Origin of the sequence: Pseudoxanthomonas fibrivorans (assembly GCF_041464125.1) — a bacterium.
Taxonomy (GTDB): domain Bacteria; phylum Pseudomonadota; class Gammaproteobacteria; order Xanthomonadales; family Xanthomonadaceae; genus Pseudoxanthomonas.
Map to the genome: position 1 here is coordinate 352,986 of NZ_JBGNUG010000001.1, position 14,349 is coordinate 367,334.

At 65.7% G+C, this 14,349-nt stretch carries 16 protein-coding genes and 1 tRNA gene; 11 read left to right on the plus strand and 6 right to left on the minus strand.

From position 1 onward, the window contains the following. The first annotated feature begins 368 nt into the window (after nucleotides 1–368). Both ACA089_RS01700 and ACA089_RS01705 read left to right on the plus strand, forming a co-directional pair. Nucleotides 369–701, plus strand: a complete 333-nt coding sequence (locus ACA089_RS01700) for a hypothetical protein (RefSeq protein ID WP_372012797.1) — start codon at nucleotides 369–371, stop codon at nucleotides 699–701. A 189-nt stretch (nucleotides 702–890) separates the two neighbouring features. Beyond that, nucleotides 891–1,415: a hypothetical protein gene (locus ACA089_RS01705; RefSeq protein ID WP_372012799.1), complete on the plus strand. Its 525-nt coding sequence runs from the start codon at nucleotides 891–893 to the stop codon at nucleotides 1,413–1,415. Nucleotides 1,416–1,599: 184 nt separating this feature from the next. Here the strand turns inward: ACA089_RS01705 and ACA089_RS01710 are convergent, their stop codons facing one another. After that, nucleotides 1,600–2,076 carry a hypothetical protein gene (locus ACA089_RS01710; protein ID WP_372012801.1) on the minus strand — a complete coding sequence of 159 codons (477 nt, stop codon included), beginning with the start codon at nucleotides 2,074–2,076 and terminating at the stop codon, nucleotides 1,600–1,602. Nucleotides 2,077–2,432: 356 nt separating this feature from the next. Here ACA089_RS01710 and ACA089_RS01715 point away from each other — a divergent pair, with 356 nt between their 5' ends. The 5 genes from ACA089_RS01715 (at nucleotide 2,433) to ACA089_RS01735 (ending at nucleotide 6,258) form a co-directional block, all read left to right on the plus strand. Next, complete coding sequence (locus tag ACA089_RS01715) at nucleotides 2,433–2,594, plus strand: polyprenyl synthetase (RefSeq protein WP_372012803.1); 162 nt, start codon at nucleotides 2,433–2,435, stop codon at nucleotides 2,592–2,594. A 286-nt stretch (nucleotides 2,595–2,880) separates the two neighbouring features. Next, nucleotides 2,881–3,360 carry a hypothetical protein gene (locus ACA089_RS01720; RefSeq protein ID WP_372012805.1) on the plus strand — a complete coding sequence of 160 codons (480 nt, stop codon included), beginning with the start codon at nucleotides 2,881–2,883 and terminating at the stop codon, nucleotides 3,358–3,360. Nucleotides 3,361–3,918: 558 nt separating this feature from the next. After that, complete coding sequence (locus ACA089_RS01725) at nucleotides 3,919–4,587, plus strand: hypothetical protein (RefSeq protein WP_372012806.1); 669 nt, start codon at nucleotides 3,919–3,921, stop codon at nucleotides 4,585–4,587. 23 nt (nucleotides 4,588–4,610) lie between these two features. Continuing rightward, on the plus strand, nucleotides 4,611–5,807 hold the full coding sequence (locus ACA089_RS01730) for an XRE family transcriptional regulator (RefSeq protein WP_372012808.1): 1,197 nt from the start codon (nucleotides 4,611–4,613) through the stop codon (nucleotides 5,805–5,807). Nucleotides 5,808–6,039: 232 nt separating this feature from the next. Further along, nucleotides 6,040–6,258: a polyprenyl synthetase gene (locus ACA089_RS01735; protein WP_372012810.1), complete on the plus strand. Its 219-nt coding sequence runs from the start codon at nucleotides 6,040–6,042 to the stop codon at nucleotides 6,256–6,258. Nucleotides 6,259–6,323: 65 nt separating this feature from the next. Here ACA089_RS01735 and ACA089_RS01740 read toward each other — a convergent pair whose 3' ends face one another. The 4 genes from ACA089_RS01740 to ACA089_RS01755 all read right to left on the minus strand — a co-directional run bounded on the left by ACA089_RS01740 (nucleotide 6,324) and on the right by ACA089_RS01755 (nucleotide 10,020). Beyond that, entirely contained in the window at nucleotides 6,324–7,082 is a 759-nt protein-coding gene (locus tag ACA089_RS01740) for an HNH endonuclease signature motif containing protein (RefSeq protein WP_372012812.1), read from the minus strand. Nucleotides 7,083–7,189: 107 nt separating this feature from the next. Further along, nucleotides 7,190–8,764 carry an ATP-dependent nuclease gene (locus tag ACA089_RS01745; protein ID WP_372012814.1) on the minus strand — a complete coding sequence of 525 codons (1,575 nt, stop codon included), beginning with the start codon at nucleotides 8,762–8,764 and terminating at the stop codon, nucleotides 7,190–7,192. 90 nt (nucleotides 8,765–8,854) lie between these two features. After that, a complete protein-coding gene (locus tag ACA089_RS01750) occupies nucleotides 8,855–9,625 on the minus strand; it encodes a hypothetical protein (protein ID WP_372012816.1) in 771 nt (256 codons plus the stop codon). A 302-nt stretch (nucleotides 9,626–9,927) separates the two neighbouring features. After that, nucleotides 9,928–10,020, minus strand: a tRNA-Ser gene (locus ACA089_RS01755). Nucleotides 10,021–10,164: 144 nt separating this feature from the next. Here ACA089_RS01755 and dnaX point away from each other — a divergent pair. From dnaX to ACA089_RS01775, 4 genes are all read left to right on the plus strand, one after another. After that, entirely contained in the window at nucleotides 10,165–12,177 is a 2,013-nt protein-coding gene (gene dnaX, locus ACA089_RS01760; RefSeq protein WP_372012818.1) for a DNA polymerase III subunit gamma/tau, read from the plus strand. Between the two features lie 12 nt (nucleotides 12,178–12,189). Continuing rightward, on the plus strand, nucleotides 12,190–12,516 hold the full coding sequence (locus ACA089_RS01765) for a YbaB/EbfC family nucleoid-associated protein (RefSeq protein ID WP_372012820.1): 327 nt from the start codon (nucleotides 12,190–12,192) through the stop codon (nucleotides 12,514–12,516). A 91-nt stretch (nucleotides 12,517–12,607) separates the two neighbouring features. After that, nucleotides 12,608–13,204, plus strand: a complete 597-nt coding sequence (gene recR, locus ACA089_RS01770) for a recombination mediator RecR (RefSeq protein ID WP_372012822.1) — start codon at nucleotides 12,608–12,610, stop codon at nucleotides 13,202–13,204. A 157-nt stretch (nucleotides 13,205–13,361) separates the two neighbouring features. Next, nucleotides 13,362–13,712, plus strand: coding sequence for a histidine triad nucleotide-binding protein (locus ACA089_RS01775; protein WP_372012823.1), 351 nt, complete (start codon nucleotides 13,362–13,364; stop codon nucleotides 13,710–13,712). An 84-nt stretch (nucleotides 13,713–13,796) separates the two neighbouring features. Here ACA089_RS01775 and ACA089_RS01780 read toward each other — a convergent pair whose 3' ends face one another. Then, complete coding sequence (locus tag ACA089_RS01780) at nucleotides 13,797–14,345, minus strand: Slp/YeaY family lipoprotein (RefSeq protein WP_372012825.1); 549 nt, start codon at nucleotides 14,343–14,345, stop codon at nucleotides 13,797–13,799. Between the last annotated feature and the right edge of the window lie 4 nt (nucleotides 14,346–14,349).

The following is a 14,349-nucleotide window of genomic DNA, read 5'->3' on the forward strand; positions in this document are numbered from 1 at the left end:
GAGGCGATGTCCGTCGACGCGCCCCGGCACCATCGGGTCCGGATCCAGATAGCCGCCACGCGTCCCGGGAGATCATGGCGGGCCTGAAGCGCTGAAGCCGCTGCGGACGGACGCCGTGGTCCGGTCCCGGCGATGGTGTTCGGGGAACGGGGGGAGAGCGGTGGCGGTCAAGTTTCCCGTCTTGCGGGAAGCTCCTGGCCTATGAAGGGGGGGGGCGGACAGAGGCGAAATACTGGTCCTCCTCCACGAAGTGAGCCAGGCCCCGTGCGTGCGGAGGCGTTGCTTGCCTGCCGCACGGCGAAGCCTTACAAGGCCTGTGGCGGCACCCCGCTCCTGCACGTCCCGACCGATGACCTGGAGAACCGAGCATGCGCAAGCCACTTTCGATCGCCGTCCTGCTCCTGTGCGCGACCGCCTGCCAGCGGCAACCGGCCACGGAGCCGGTCGCCAGCATCGGCGGCAGCGGGCCGACCCATCCGGTATCCCGGTATCAATGCGGCGACACCCAGCTTGGGGTGCAGCTGCTCGGCGAGAGCGCGGCGGTCACGGTCGATGGCGGTGCGCCGGTGCAACTGCCGGAGCAGGGGTCCACGAGCGGAAAGACCGTGTTTTCCGATGGGCAGCACACCCTGACGATCGAGGCCGGACAGCTGGCCTGGACGCCGCCGCAGGGCACGCCGGTGGCATGCACGGGAGGCTGATCGGGTTCGGCGCGTCCTGTCGCAGGAAACCGCGGGCGGCGTGCACGTCCGTTCGGGTGGGCCGCCCCCGGTCGTGGGCAAGCGAAGCAGGGGCCCGCGCGCGACTCCGGATGGGGCTCGCCTGCGTTCGATCCCGGCGTCCTGGCGTGCGCCCCGGCTGAGTCCGGCCGACCCCTCCCCGAGGTCCCGATGAAGCGCAGGCCGCCGCTCGACCTCCCGCAGCAGATCGACTACCTCCGGCGGTTCGGCGAATCGCGGGCGCTGCCCGTCGCCGCCGTCATCGCCGCGCTCGTGTGCGTGGCGTGCCTGGTCCTGTTCGGCCGGGTGTCGCAGGAGCCGGTGAAGGTGCTGCTGCTGTTCTTCGCCGGCGTGGGCGGGCTGTTCGCGGTGGCCCTCGCGGTGCAGCTGCCGCAGTTCAGGCGCGGCGCGCGTGCCACCCGGGTCGGACGGCGCGTGCGCGCCACCGTCGACCTGGTGGTCGACCGCAGCGAGCCGGACAGCCCGGTGGTCCGCGGCGCGGTGAGCGCGGAATCGAAGACGTGGGCGCTGGAGTTCGGCAAGCCGTTCGGCTGGGAGCCGCAGGAGGGCGCGTGGCCCTGCGAGCTGGTGTTCCTCGCGGACTGGCACGGCCCGGTGCTGGTGCAGCTGGCGGAAGGGCTGCTGGTGCCGTCGCGGGCGTCGCGGGCGTCGCGAGCGGGGCGGTCAGGCAAGTAGAGCTTGGCCGGCGGTGCGCCTGGGTCGGGCTCGGCGGAGCGGGACACGGCTGCGCGGCGGCTTCGCACCTGGCCCCTCGGCGGCCACCGCCGGCGTGGCGGGCGGACGTGCGCGCTGATTCCCGGTTCTGAAAAGAAACGCCCCGGCGAACCGGGGCGTTTCCGTCATCGGCGCGGGCGCGAGGTCAGGCCGGCGTGGCGGTGGGCTGCGCCGCCTCGCCGCGGCGGCTGCGGAAGCGCGCCGACAGCGCCTGGCGCAGGTTGTCCAGGCCGGCGCTCTTGCCCGATACCTTCAGCACCGCGTAGCCCTCCAGCGAGGCGGTCATCAGGTCGCTGCCCAGCGCCATCTCGGTGTGCTCGAGCAGTTCGCGCAGCCGTTCCAGCCGCTGCCGGCGCGGGCGCAGCGCGTCGAGCGCGGCCAGGTCGCCGCGGTAGGCGGCCACGTCGAAGTTGCGCGGCAGCACCTGGGCGTGCTCGCTGAAGGCGGCCACCGCCTGGCGGCAGAACGCCTCGGACTTGGCGCCCATCTTGGTGAGGTCGCGGCGCAGCTCCGGGTCCAGCCCGAGCAGTGGGGCCAGCTCGGTCTCCAGGGTGGCCAGCGCCGCGTCGATCGCGGCCAGGGATCCGGCGGACAGGTTCAGGTCGATCAGGTTCTGGGTCATGGCAGCAGCGTCCTTGTCAGTGGGCCGGCCGGGAGTGGCCGGCGGGGACACGCTGGCGCGGGACGGCACGCCGGGCTATCGGCGAAGGGCCCGGTGCGGGGTAGGAATTTCCTGACAGGTGGGTAGGAAAAGGCCGGGGGCGGGGCAGGGCGAGGGGCGGGTGGGGTGGGCGGGTGCGCGATCGGGCGGGTCGAAGTCGTTGCAGGGGTTACTGAATGTCGGTGACGGGTGCCGGAGGTGCGTGATCGGGGCGGAAAGCAACGGCGGCGGGGCTGGGGAGCACCGGCGGCGAGGCTGAAAGCCCCGGCGGCGAGGCCCGGGAGCTCCGCGGGCGGGGTGAAAGCCCCGGTGTCGGCGTGATCGGCTCGGCGCTGCCCCGGATCATGCGCATCCTGGAGGCGGAAGACGTCCGCCTGGAGGTCGGCCGCCCACTGTCGCGCAAGGAGCGCGATTACGTGCGCGTGCAGCTGGAGATCGGGCTTAGTGTTTGGGAGATCGTGGCGGGGTTGAAGCGCTGAACGCGCTGCAGAAGGAGGTTGAAACGGCCAGGAGGAAGTGAACCTGACCCCGTTCTGGCTGGCCAGCGTGGCGGGGGTAGGGAAATTCCGAATCGTCGCGGGGAGTTTTCCTACTTATCCGGCCCGACTTCCCCGATTGGAGATTTTCGACGCACGCGCATCCTTACGTGGCCGCCCGCGGTGCGAGATCGGACCAACACCATCGACGAGGGAGTCAGGGGTGCCGTGAAGCATCGCCGTCCCGCGGGACAGGGCGGTATCCCTTCCAATGCAAAAGGACCCTGCAATGAAGAACTTGGTATCGCTGTCGTATTCGGCCGAAGACCTGGCGGCGCTGGACGCCGCGCTGCTGGTGGTCGAGGAGAAGCTGGCCGGCCTGGTGTCGTTGACCCCGCCGGAGGTGCGCGGCCTGGCGAAGATGGGCGAAAAGTCCGAGGTGTTCTGCCGCAGCGTGCTGCAGGTGCTGGAGCAGAACCCGCAGGTGGTCACCCCGGCGCTGGGCCTGGACGAGGCCACCGCCGACCTCGCCACCCTGGACGCACTGCGCCCACGCCTGCGCCGGCTCAAGCTACTCACCACCCGCGGCGAGGACACCCTGCTCGCCTTGGGCGCGGACGTGATGTCGGCCTCGCTGGAGGGATACGCACTCCTGAAGGTGAGCGGGCGGGCCAGCGGGCTGGAGGACCAGCGGCGGGAGCTGGGCAGCAGCCGCTTCGCCCGCGGCCCGCGGCGCGAGGAGGTCGAACCAGTGGTTGAGCCGGCCTGAACCGGGCCCGGCGCGGCCAGGCAGGTGGGAACCGAAGCCGGGCGGAGGCGACTCCGCCCGGCTTTTTGATTGCCTGCGCTGGCGGGAATTCCCTTTCGGGACACGCGCTTGAGTGGCGGAGGCCGATGCGCGAGTGATCGGAACCGGCGCGTCAGTGAGTGGCAGGGAACGATGCGTGGTGGGGGACTGGCGCGTCATTGATTTCCATACGTGCGCGCATGGAAATCACTAGGGCGCGAGTGGTTGGGACGGGTGCACGGGTGATTAGAACTGGCGGGCGCCTAATTTCCATGCGCTGACGCATGGAAATCGGGTCTGCGTCGGTGATTGGGACTGGCGCGCCGGCGATTTCGATGCGCGGCCGCATTGAGATCACTGGGGTACGAGTGATCGGGGCTGGCGGGGTGCTGGAACTTGGGTTCGATACCTCCCCGGGCTTCTCCTGCCTTTGGTCACCGTTCTTCCGCGGCAGCTGGCCTCCGGCAAAATCGCGGCTGGGCGCGTTGTAACGACAAAAATTTCGATGTATATTCGCGCTCACGACAAAGGAGAATTGTCTTGAGCGCCAGCGGCCACGAAATCATCGGCAAAAAGTTGTCGTCTGACATCCCCCGCGGTTTTTGGCTCGCTTTAGAGCGACTGGTGCCTCAGGCGCTGGCCACCGCCAACGCGCAAGGGATGCTGTTCCAAGAGGGGCATCGTCCTTCGGCAACGGGCTTCGCGCGCCATCTCCTACTCAATGAGGTGATGCATCAGGCGCTCGATGAGTCTGGAATTGACCACAAGGCACCGCGGGGCAACGCCATCGTGTTCGGCACAGTGGGGGTGGTGACGATAGCCCGCGTCCACATGGGTCAAGTCAAGTGGGACAACGCTCGGCGCAGCAAGATGAAGGTGAAGCTGTGCAAGCCCAACGCTCACGTAAAGAAGCTCCTTCATCCGGACCTGTTCGAGGACGAGATCTCGATCACGGAACCGGTCGAGATGACTGCATTCGTGGTGACGGAAGCCTGGGGGCCGGGAGATCATTACGCCATCCATATCGTCGTCACCGACGAGACGATGGACCTGCGCCACCCCGTGTTCCGGGAAGAAATCCACCAGTTCCTGCAGCGATACCAGCAGCCCCAAGACGTGGAAGATCGCGTCAAGCCGACGCTCAAGAGCAACATTAAGAAGCTTCTCGACAAGACCGACGACGACCAGCCCGACGCGACACCTGCATGAATCATCGGACTAACAATCGCTCCGTGGGCAACTTCGTACCCGACAGGCTGAGCCAGGCTTTGTCTGTGCGCGGCCTTTCTGCCACGGAGTTGGCGGCGCGTATTGGTGTGACTAACACCACGATCAGCCGCTGGCGCAATAGCAGTCAGATACCCAGTCCCGCGATGTTGGAATCCATGGCGTCGGAGCTGAGAGTTGCACCGGAATGGTTGACGCGCCCGATGCGTAGCGCCACCTCCAAGCCCAATTACCGCGGCAGCATCGCTCAGCTGAAGCAGGAGCGTGGACTGCTGGGTGGTCGCATCGAGTGGCTCGAAGAAGTTTCGGCTCAGCTTGAAGAGTTCGTGGACTACCCTCCGGTGAATCTGCCAGATCTCGGCATTAAGCGTGTTGCTGAGATTACGGACAGCGTGATCGAGGAGGCCGCCGATGCCTGTCGCAAGTTGTGGAACTTGGGTGACGGCCCAGTCGGCGACACGTTACTGCTTCTCGAGAACGCTGGCGTTGTCGTGGCACTGGAAGAAACGGGCATTGCTCGCATCGAAGGACTGTCGTCCTGGAGTATGTCCGGCAGGCCACTTGTGCTGCTGTGTGCAGACAAGGGCAACGCGTTCCGCAGTCGGTTCGATGCCGCCCACGAACTTGGGCATCTGGTGTTACACCGCGGTATCACGGCGCCGGCGGACTCTGCAACTCACAAGCTCATGGAGCAGCAGGCACACCGGTTCGCAGGCGCGTTCCTGCTCCCCGCGCGTGGGTTCGTGGCCGAGGTGTCCACGCCGGTTTCCCTGCATGCGCTGGTGTTCCTCAAGCAACGTTGGGGTGTGTCGGTGGCCGCTATGATCATGCGTCTGCGTGCGTTGGGCGTGGTGTCGGAAGAAGACTATCTGAGATTGATCAAGCATCGGTCGGCTAAATGGGGCAACAAGCGTGAGCCACTGGACGATGAGCGTCTTCCAGAGGCGCCCAGACTGCTCAGACGCACCATGGAGCTGCTGATCAATGAGGGCGTCATCCGGGCTGATGGCCTAGCTGACATGCTTGGTATTTCCGCGCGGGATGTCGAAAGCATGTTCGGGCTTCCGATCGGCTATCTGACCGGAAAGTCGGCCGACATCGTGGAGCTTGCGATCAAACGGCGGGATCCAAGCGATGCAGCGATGCCGACCATGCCGAACGGGCTTCCCAATGTGGTCTCACTTGACCGATTCAGGAAATGACCTGGAAACGGGATTGGGTTGGCTTTTGGGATGAGGGCTGCCATGTTCGCCGGTGGGCTGGGCGGTTCCCGGCGAAGAGAGAAACAGCACCGAGTCGAAAGCCAGAGTTAAGAATGCTATTCGGTCCCTACAAATAGCAAAGGTGCACTCTGACCGGTTCTGGAAGGTGCACTCCGCCCCTTGCTTCGCCGATGGCGCACAATGCGGCGCCCGACCCTCCTCCGGACGCTCCATGGACGCTGAATCCCTCATCCGCACCGCCCTGCGCGAAGCCGGCTACGGCCAGGACGTGATCGGCTCGGCGCTGCCCCGGATCATGCGCATCCTGGAGGCGGAAGACGTCCGCCTGGAGGTCGGCCGCCCGCTGTCGCGCAAGGAGCGCGACTACGTGCGCGTGCAGCTGGAGATCGGGCTTAGTGTTCCGGAGATTGTGGCGGCGTTGAAGCGGTGAAGCGGCTGCGGAGGGGATCCTGACCCCGTTCTTCCCGCTTATCTTCAAGATATCAATCACCACCCTTATATGAGTCGTCTGTAGCCCTCAGTGTGAAACCAGATGTCGTTCGCGATGGCTTTGGCTAATGCCGCCTGCCATGAGTTTCGGCCTATCCTTAGCTCCGTCCGAGCCCCTCGTTGTAGATGCGTGGCGACCTCATCCTGCGCGCCAGCGCTGACGAGCTCATGAACTACGGCCGCATAGACCATTAAACGCTCAGATGCTTGGGTCGCATAGCGGCCGGCCAATTCAAATCTATCGAAGTGGTTAGTGACCCTCTGAGCCACTGCTCGATCCCAGGTGTCAGGAGGCATTACATGGAATGTTGCGGCAGGTCGCGCTGAGTGGATGAGGCTTGCATAAAGCCACTCGTCGACCGCAACGCACGATTCCTCAAAGTATGGGTGCGATGAAATGCCTTCTGCTGTCTCTACCCCGTCGTGCTTCTTCCTGTTGCAGTCGCTACACGCCGGCACCAAGTTCATCGGCAGCACTGCTAAGGAACAATAGCGACCCTTCGCAAGGAAGTGATCCAGGGTTTCTACTGCGCCAAACCCACAGTACGGGCAAATGTTGTTCGGCGCTGACATTTTTATTCGATCGTAGAAAGGACGTGCATGGCTTCCACTCCTCGCGAGCTGCCCTGTATACATCCTCTTGAAGTCTCCTCGCGTAACCATTCCGAGTGCCACTACATCATCGCCACCACGGGGGTGTGACGCCCACTGATGCAGCTGTCCGACCATCGCTAAGGCGCGATAACTATGTTCCTGTTGATCCATTTGATCGGAAATGGCGACAGCCTTGGCTCTCGCGCCTTGATCACGGAGCCCCAGTGCACATGCGGCATAGACAGGTGCCTGACTTAGATCAGGGATTGTAAGTCGCCTCAATTTCCACCCCTGTGCATGCTGGAATCGCGCGTGCCGATCATGGCTGCAAGAATTGATGCGCCCTCCATGCCTATCCTGTTCTTAAAAGAATCGGAAATTTCTTCGAAGGTGCCGCCAGCGTCTACGGCATCTTGAAGCATCGAATGGAAGCCTGATTTGGTGACCTCAAGGCCGAACACTTCCTTTGTGAGGATTCCAACGTTCTCTGCGAATGTCTCGCGAACTGGTCGGTCTCTACGCCACTGCAAGCCCGATCTGTTCAAGATCCAAACGCAGGAACGGGGAACCTCTTGAACCACTACGGGGGAGTGCGTCGCAATGATGGCCACGCCGTTTCTGTCGTGGAGGAGTTCCGAAAGCGCACGAGTGAACGCGGAAAGTAAGGGGGGATGCAGGTGGCTTTCGGGCTCATCAAACAACACTAGAGTCTTCTCCTCCACAAGGTTCACCAAGGCCGTTATCGTTAGGAGTACGATCTTGTGTCCGGAGCTCATTCTTCCAAGAATGTGCCTCGCATACTGACTCGATCGTGCATCTTTTCGACTTGCGGCATCCGCGAGAGTAGGTAGTTCCATGGCGGCAAAGTTCACATCGGATGAAAGCCTTTCTATAGCCTTGAGCCAGCGCTTTGCCTTCGTTTCAAGGCTCATGCACTGTTCAAAGCTTGAGGCGAAATCGTCAACCAGATCTTCTTCACTCTTTAGGGTTGCTGAGTCCGTGGCTGACCCCAGCCGGGATCTCTTCATGCCGATGTAAAAGTATTTGGGTCCCCTCTTTGGTTCGTCGTTGTCCGGCGGCGGAACAAACGGATCGAATGCGCTAAAGGATACGGAGACAACGCTTCCGAAGTAATTATGTGAAAGCTCGCTCTCGTTGCCCAAGAAGTCTCGGGATGCGAACCCGCCAGTCCTTTCTTTGCCGTAGTCCTGGTGAACCGCCTTGACCATTCCGTTCAGAATGGTGGTCTTGCCAATGCCATTTCGACCAATCAGAACATGCACATTCGTCGGCGGCCTTGAGCCTGCGTTGACTCGGAAATCTAGATCCACACTAGCTCGCTTGTCGCTTCCTGGGTCTATATAGGAAAACTGGTAGTCACTCAATATTGCTTCACCGCGGAGCACTCTTCGGAATTGAGCGTGTACCGTGAGTTCATTCACATTACGAAGTAGGGATGTTTCGAAAACGCTTTCTTCTTTCGCGATCTGAAATGCTTGCTCGATGAACGCCACGTCCCGTAGTCCGGACAATATTGCTATCCGTTCTTCTTCTGACAGTTCCTGGACTGCATTGGCGTAGTAGTCGACATCCTGGCCCAACGAGAACCACGCGTCCGGTAGCTGTTCAAACTGGCTGGGGATCGAATCGCTGGTCCTCCCGGTCGTCTGGCCCTTGAACCCGATTTTCACTGCGCCAAGCTCCACATGACGTCCGGCCATGTCGACGTAGTGCAGTACGAACAGCGTCTTAAATGAAAAGTCGTCCCAGTTATCAGGCAGGAGCTGTGCCACGCCGCGCAGACCAGTTCGAAAGCCCGCGCCTTTTGATAAGACTTGGAAGGAGATAGTCATCTGGGTGCTCGTGGCCGTTAGTTGGAGGGGCGGCTTTAGGCCTTTTTTCCTGCGAAGCCCTAAGCGGGTCCGCCCGAACGCTTGACGTTGTCACGTCTCTAGCTTCAGCTTTCGTAGGGCCACATGAATGGTTGCCAAGTAGAAGTAGAACATCCAGCTAAGCCATATGCCGACGTCGTAGTCAGTCTTCTGGCTCTCGTTATGGTGGCGAATTCCGAAGTTGTTTGCGATATTGAATAGATCGCTTTCGTCGGATCTTGTCAGGGCTGCTTGAAGGCGTGGCCGTAAATACTCGAAGACGTCGCATAGCTCGCGGACCGCCTGTCGCCGATCATCGATACTTGCGCGGTGGCGCAGGTATAAACGGACGGCTGAGTCGATTCGACTTCTAATCTTGTCGTCATTGGTGGGGATATCTGCTCGAAAAATTGCTTCGAACCCTGCCTCGGGCTTGTTAAGAATCTCGCCGTTCTCCGATAGCTCGAATCTTTTCTTGTAGTGCATGAGTACCTGATTCATGCGATTTCGGAACTCCTTCTGGCCGGCCTGTTTGCTGAAGGTATGCCAGTGCATTCCGCAGTTGCCGTAGTTATGGAGGTTTCCGTCGACTGGCTTCGATACGTGCTGGTACAGAAATTCGATCACGTCAAAGAGGTCGTCTTCGTCATACGACGTGCCGTACTCGTGTATCGGCCATAGATTGTTCTTTCGGATCGAGAGAAGTATCTCGAGTGAGACGTCCGCGACGGAGCCCGGGGTGAACCCAAGGTCGACACAATGTGAGCCGAAAGCCTCGTCGAAATAGCCCAGCTCCGCCATTTGCTCGTAGCTGCGATTGAAAAGATCGACGATAGTGGGCAATGGGAGGCCATCCTTGTTCGGATTGCTGCCCGTCCGATGTGACCGGTACTGGTGTGCCATCGCGCCCCCGATAATCTGTTTGTCCCTGTGCTGAGAGGATATCTTGGCGCCACTATGCGTCGACAACCGACGGGGTAAGAGGGGATTCACTGCGGCGCTTCGCGCCTTGCCCCTTCGGGGCGACGGCTTCGCCGTCGTGTCCACCCGCTGCGCGGGTGGTCGAACCCGCTGGGGTTCGAATCTAAGTCACCTCTCTCCGCCAGATACGCAAAAGGCCCCCTTGCGGGGGCCCTTTGCGTATCTGGCGGAGAGAGGGGGATTCGAACCCCCGAAGCGCGGTTTAGACGCTTACACACTTTCCAGGCGTGCTCCTTCAACCACTCGGACACCTCTCCGGAACCTGGTGAGGGGGCCGTCGGGCTCCCGTCAGGGCCGCGAATTCTAGCGCCCGCGGGCACTTGCCACAAGCGCGGGGGTGGTCCGGGGCGGGGCCGGGGGCGGGCGTGGCACAATGCCGGTTCCGGTCGAAACGGTGTCCGATGTCCTATCTCGTCCTGGCCCGAAAGTGGCGCCCGAAGCGGTTTTCCGAGCTGGTCGGGCAGGAGCACGTCGTGCGCGCGCTGGGCAACGCCCTGGACACCGGGCGGGTCCACCACGCCTTCCTGTTCACCGGCACCCGCGGGGTGGGCAAGACCACCATCGCCCGGATCTTCGCCAAGTCGCTCAACTGCGAGAAGGGCACCAGCGCCGAGCCCTGCGGGGTCTGCGGCGCCTGCACCGACATCGACGCCGGGCGCTACATCGACCTGCTGGAGATCGACGCGGCCTCCAACACCGGCGTGGACGACGTCCGCGAGGTGATCGAGAACGCGCAGTACATGCCCTCGCGCGGGCAGTACAAGGTGTACCTGATCGACGAGGTGCACATGCTGTCCAAGGCGGCGTTCAACGCGCTGCTGAAGACGCTGGAGGAGCCGCCGGGGCACGTGAAGTTCCTGCTGGCCACCACCGACCCGCAGAAGCTGCCGGTGACGGTGCTGTCGCGCTGCCTGCAGTTCAACCTCAAGCGGCTGGACGAGGGCCAGATCGAAGGCCAGATGACGAAGATCCTGGCCGCCGAGCAGATCGAGGCCGACGCCGGCGCGATCCGCCAGCTGGCGCGGGCGGCCGACGGCAGCCTGCGCGACGGCCTGTCGCTGCTGGACCAGGCGATCGCCTACGCCGGCGGCGCGCTGCGCGAGGACGTGGTCGGGACCATGCTCGGCAGCGTCGACCGGACCCAGGTCGCCGCGCTGCTGGACGCGCTGGCCGACGGCGACGGCGGCCGGCTGCTGGACACCGTCGAGACCCTGGCCGGGTTCGCCCCGGACTGGGGCAACGTGCTGGAGGCGCTGGCCGAAGCGCTGCACCGGATCCAGGTCAAGCAGCTGGTGCCGGTCGCCAGCCGCGACGACGAGGGGCTGGACGTGGCCGGCTATGCCGCGCGCGTGCGCCCGGAAGTGGTCCAGCTCTGGTACCAGATGGCGGTCAACGGCCGCCGCGACCTGGAGCTGGCGCCGGCGCCGCGGGTCGGGTTCGAGATGAGCGTGCTGCGGATGCTGGCGTTCCGGCCGGAGGCCGATGCCGGCCCGCTGGGCGGCGGCGATGCCGCGGCCGGGGCACGCGGGTCTGCCGGTGGGGCCGGGTCGCGTACCGCGCCGGTGTCAGCGGCGGCCGGTGAGGCCGGGGCGGCCGGGTCGCGCGAGGCGGTGCCGCCGCGTGCGGTGTCGGCGCCGGCCGGGGCAGCGCCGGTCGCGTCTGCGCCCGTCGTGCCCGCGCCCGGCGTGCACGGCGCCGCGACCGCCGCGGTCGACGCCGCGCCGGTGCGTCCGGCCGTGGTCGCGGCCGACGATCCGCCGCCGTGGGAGGTGCCCGCGCCGCGCCAGGCCGCGCGGCCCGTGGTCGCGCCGGAGATGGCGTCCGCGCCGCCGCCCGCGCCGGTGCGCCGTGCGCCTTCGCTCGACGATGCGCCGGTCGTGGTCCCGGCCTCCGGCACCGCGTCGCCGGCGGCCGCTGCGGCGCTGGCGCCGGGCATCGTGATGTCGCCGCCGGCGCAGGCGGCAGCGCCGGTCGCGGCCGTGGCGCCCGCATCGGCGTCGTCCGCCGGCGCCGGCCCGGTCGTCGCCGACGCCGAGGACTGGCTGCGCCGCGTCGCCGCCTGCGAGCTCACCGGTCCGGCCCGGCAGCTGGCCGCGCATACCGCCTTCGTCGGCCACGCCGACGGCGTGCTGACCCTGGCCCTGGACCCGGGCTTCGAATACCTGCGCAGCGAGCGTTCGCTGGCCGCGCTGGCCGAGGCGATGGCCGGCTCGCTCGGCGGCGTGCCGAAGATCGCCATCCAGGCCGCCACCGGCCAGGCCGAAACCCTGCACCAGCGCCGCGAGAGCGAGCGCGACTCGCGCCAGAGCGCGGCCGAGCAGGCCTTCCTCAACGATCCGGCGGTCAAGCGCCTGATCGAGCAGCACGGCGCCCGCGTGGTGCCGGACTCCATCCGACCGTTAGACGAGAATTAGACGAGAACCGACATGCGCGGCAATATCGCCCAGCTGATGCAACAGGCGCAGAAGATGCAGGAGAACCTGCAGCGCGCCCAGGAAGAACTGGCCAGGCTCGAGGTCACCGGCAGCGCCGGCGGCAACCTGGTCAGCGTGACCCTCAGCGGCACCAAGGAGTGCCGCAAGGTGCGGATCGACCCGAGCCTGCTGGCCGAGCCCGATGCGGAGATGATCGAGGACCTGGTCGCGGCCGCGTTCAACGACGCGTCCAACAAGGTCGACGTCGAATCCAAGGCGAAGATGGCCGCGGCCTCGGCCGGCATGCCGCTGCCGCCGGGCATGAAGCTGCCGTTCTGATCCGCGCGCCAGGTCGCGGCCGGCGGATCGGACGCCCCGATCCCGGCCCTTCCTGGCGCGACCGGCTTCGATACCGAGATCGACCACACCGATGTCCGCATTGCTCGAGCAGCTGATCGAAGCCTTCCGCGTGCTGCCCGGGGTCGGCCGCAAGACCGCCCAGCGCATGGCCTACCACGTGCTCGAGCGCGGCCGCGACGGCGGCCGCCGGCTGGCCGAGGTGCTGGCCGAGGCGGTGGAGCGGATCGGCCACTGCAGCCAGTGCCGCGACTTCAGCGAGAGCGAGGTCTGCGCGACCTGCGCCAGCGCCGGGCGCGACCGCCAGCAGCTGTGCGTGGTCGAATCGCCGGCCGACCGCCTGGCGATCGAGACCGCCACCGGCTACCGCGGCCTGTACTACGTGCTGCAGGGCCGGCTGTCGCCGCTGGACGGCATCGGCCCGCGCGAACTGGGGCTGGACGCGCTCGCCACGCGCCTGGCCGCCGGCGAGGTCGCCGAACTGATCGTGGCCACCAGCGCCACGGTCGAGGGCGAAGCCACCGCGCACTTCCTCGCCCAGCTGGCGCGCCAGCACGGCGCGCGGCCGAGCCGGCTGGCGCAGGGCCTGCCGCTGGGCGGCGAACTGGAATACGTGGACCGCGGCACCCTGTCGCACGCGTTCGGCACGCGCGGCGAGATGCGCGACTGAGCGGTCCGGGCATGCCGGCGCCGCGATGGCGCGGCCGCCCACGCGCCGGTCGATGCAGGCGCGATGCATGCGACACGGGCCACGGGCTGCGCACCGGGCTAGGAGGCCCGGGGCGTTATGCTGGCCGCCTCCTCACGGCATCGGCAAGGAGCCGCCCATGAACGACACCCTCTTCGGCAAGATCATCCGCCGCGAAATCCCGGCGACTGTGGTCTACGAGGACGAGGACATCCTCGGCTTCAGGGACATCGCCCCGCAGGCGCCGGTGCACGTGCTGTTCGTGCCCAAGGGCGAGGTGATCCCGACCCTCGACGACGCGACCGCGGACCAGGCGCCGCTGCTGGGCCGGCTGATGCTCGCCGCGGCGGAATACGCGCGGCGCGAAGGCTTCGCGCAGGACGGCTACCGGGTGGTGATGAACTGCCGCGGGCACGGCGGGCAGACCGTGTTCCACGTGCACCTGCACCTGCTGGCGGGTGCGCCGCTGGGGCATTTCGGCACGCCCTGACGCGCGTGCCGCCGGCAAGGACCCGGAACGGAAAACGCCGCCCATGGGCGGCTTTTTTTTTTCATCCGGACCGGGGCGGGTCGCTCACCAGCCCCAGTAACCCCAGCGACCCCACGGGCCGCCCCACGGACCCCACGGGCCCCAGGGACCCCACGGGCCCCACGGATCGTTGACCACCCGGATCTCGGTGACCACCGGCCACAGGTAGACCACGTCGGCGGCGAGCAGCGGCAGCCGGTAGTCGTACTCGCCGATGCGCACCGACTCGGTGCTCTGCACGCGGCCGACGAAGGTCACGTCGCGGCCGGGGGTGAACACCGCCGGATCGTAGAAGCCCTGGCGGCAGGCGACGAAGCGGCCCTGGGCCGAATCGGCGCGGTTGCTGTCGGGACGGCCGGTGGCGTTGAGCGGGGTGGACACCACCTGGAAGCAGGTGTTGTCCGGGCCGGTCGTGGTCTCCACGATCCGGCCGCCCCAGCGCACGCTCGCGCCGATCTGCTGGCCGACCACGGCCTGTTCGGGGGTGACGCCGAGGAACGTGCCCTGCAGCGGCTGCGGGGCGCTGGCGCAGGCGCCGAGCAGGGCGGTCGCCGCGAGGGCGAGGGCGAAGCGGAACGGATTGCGGACGGACATGACA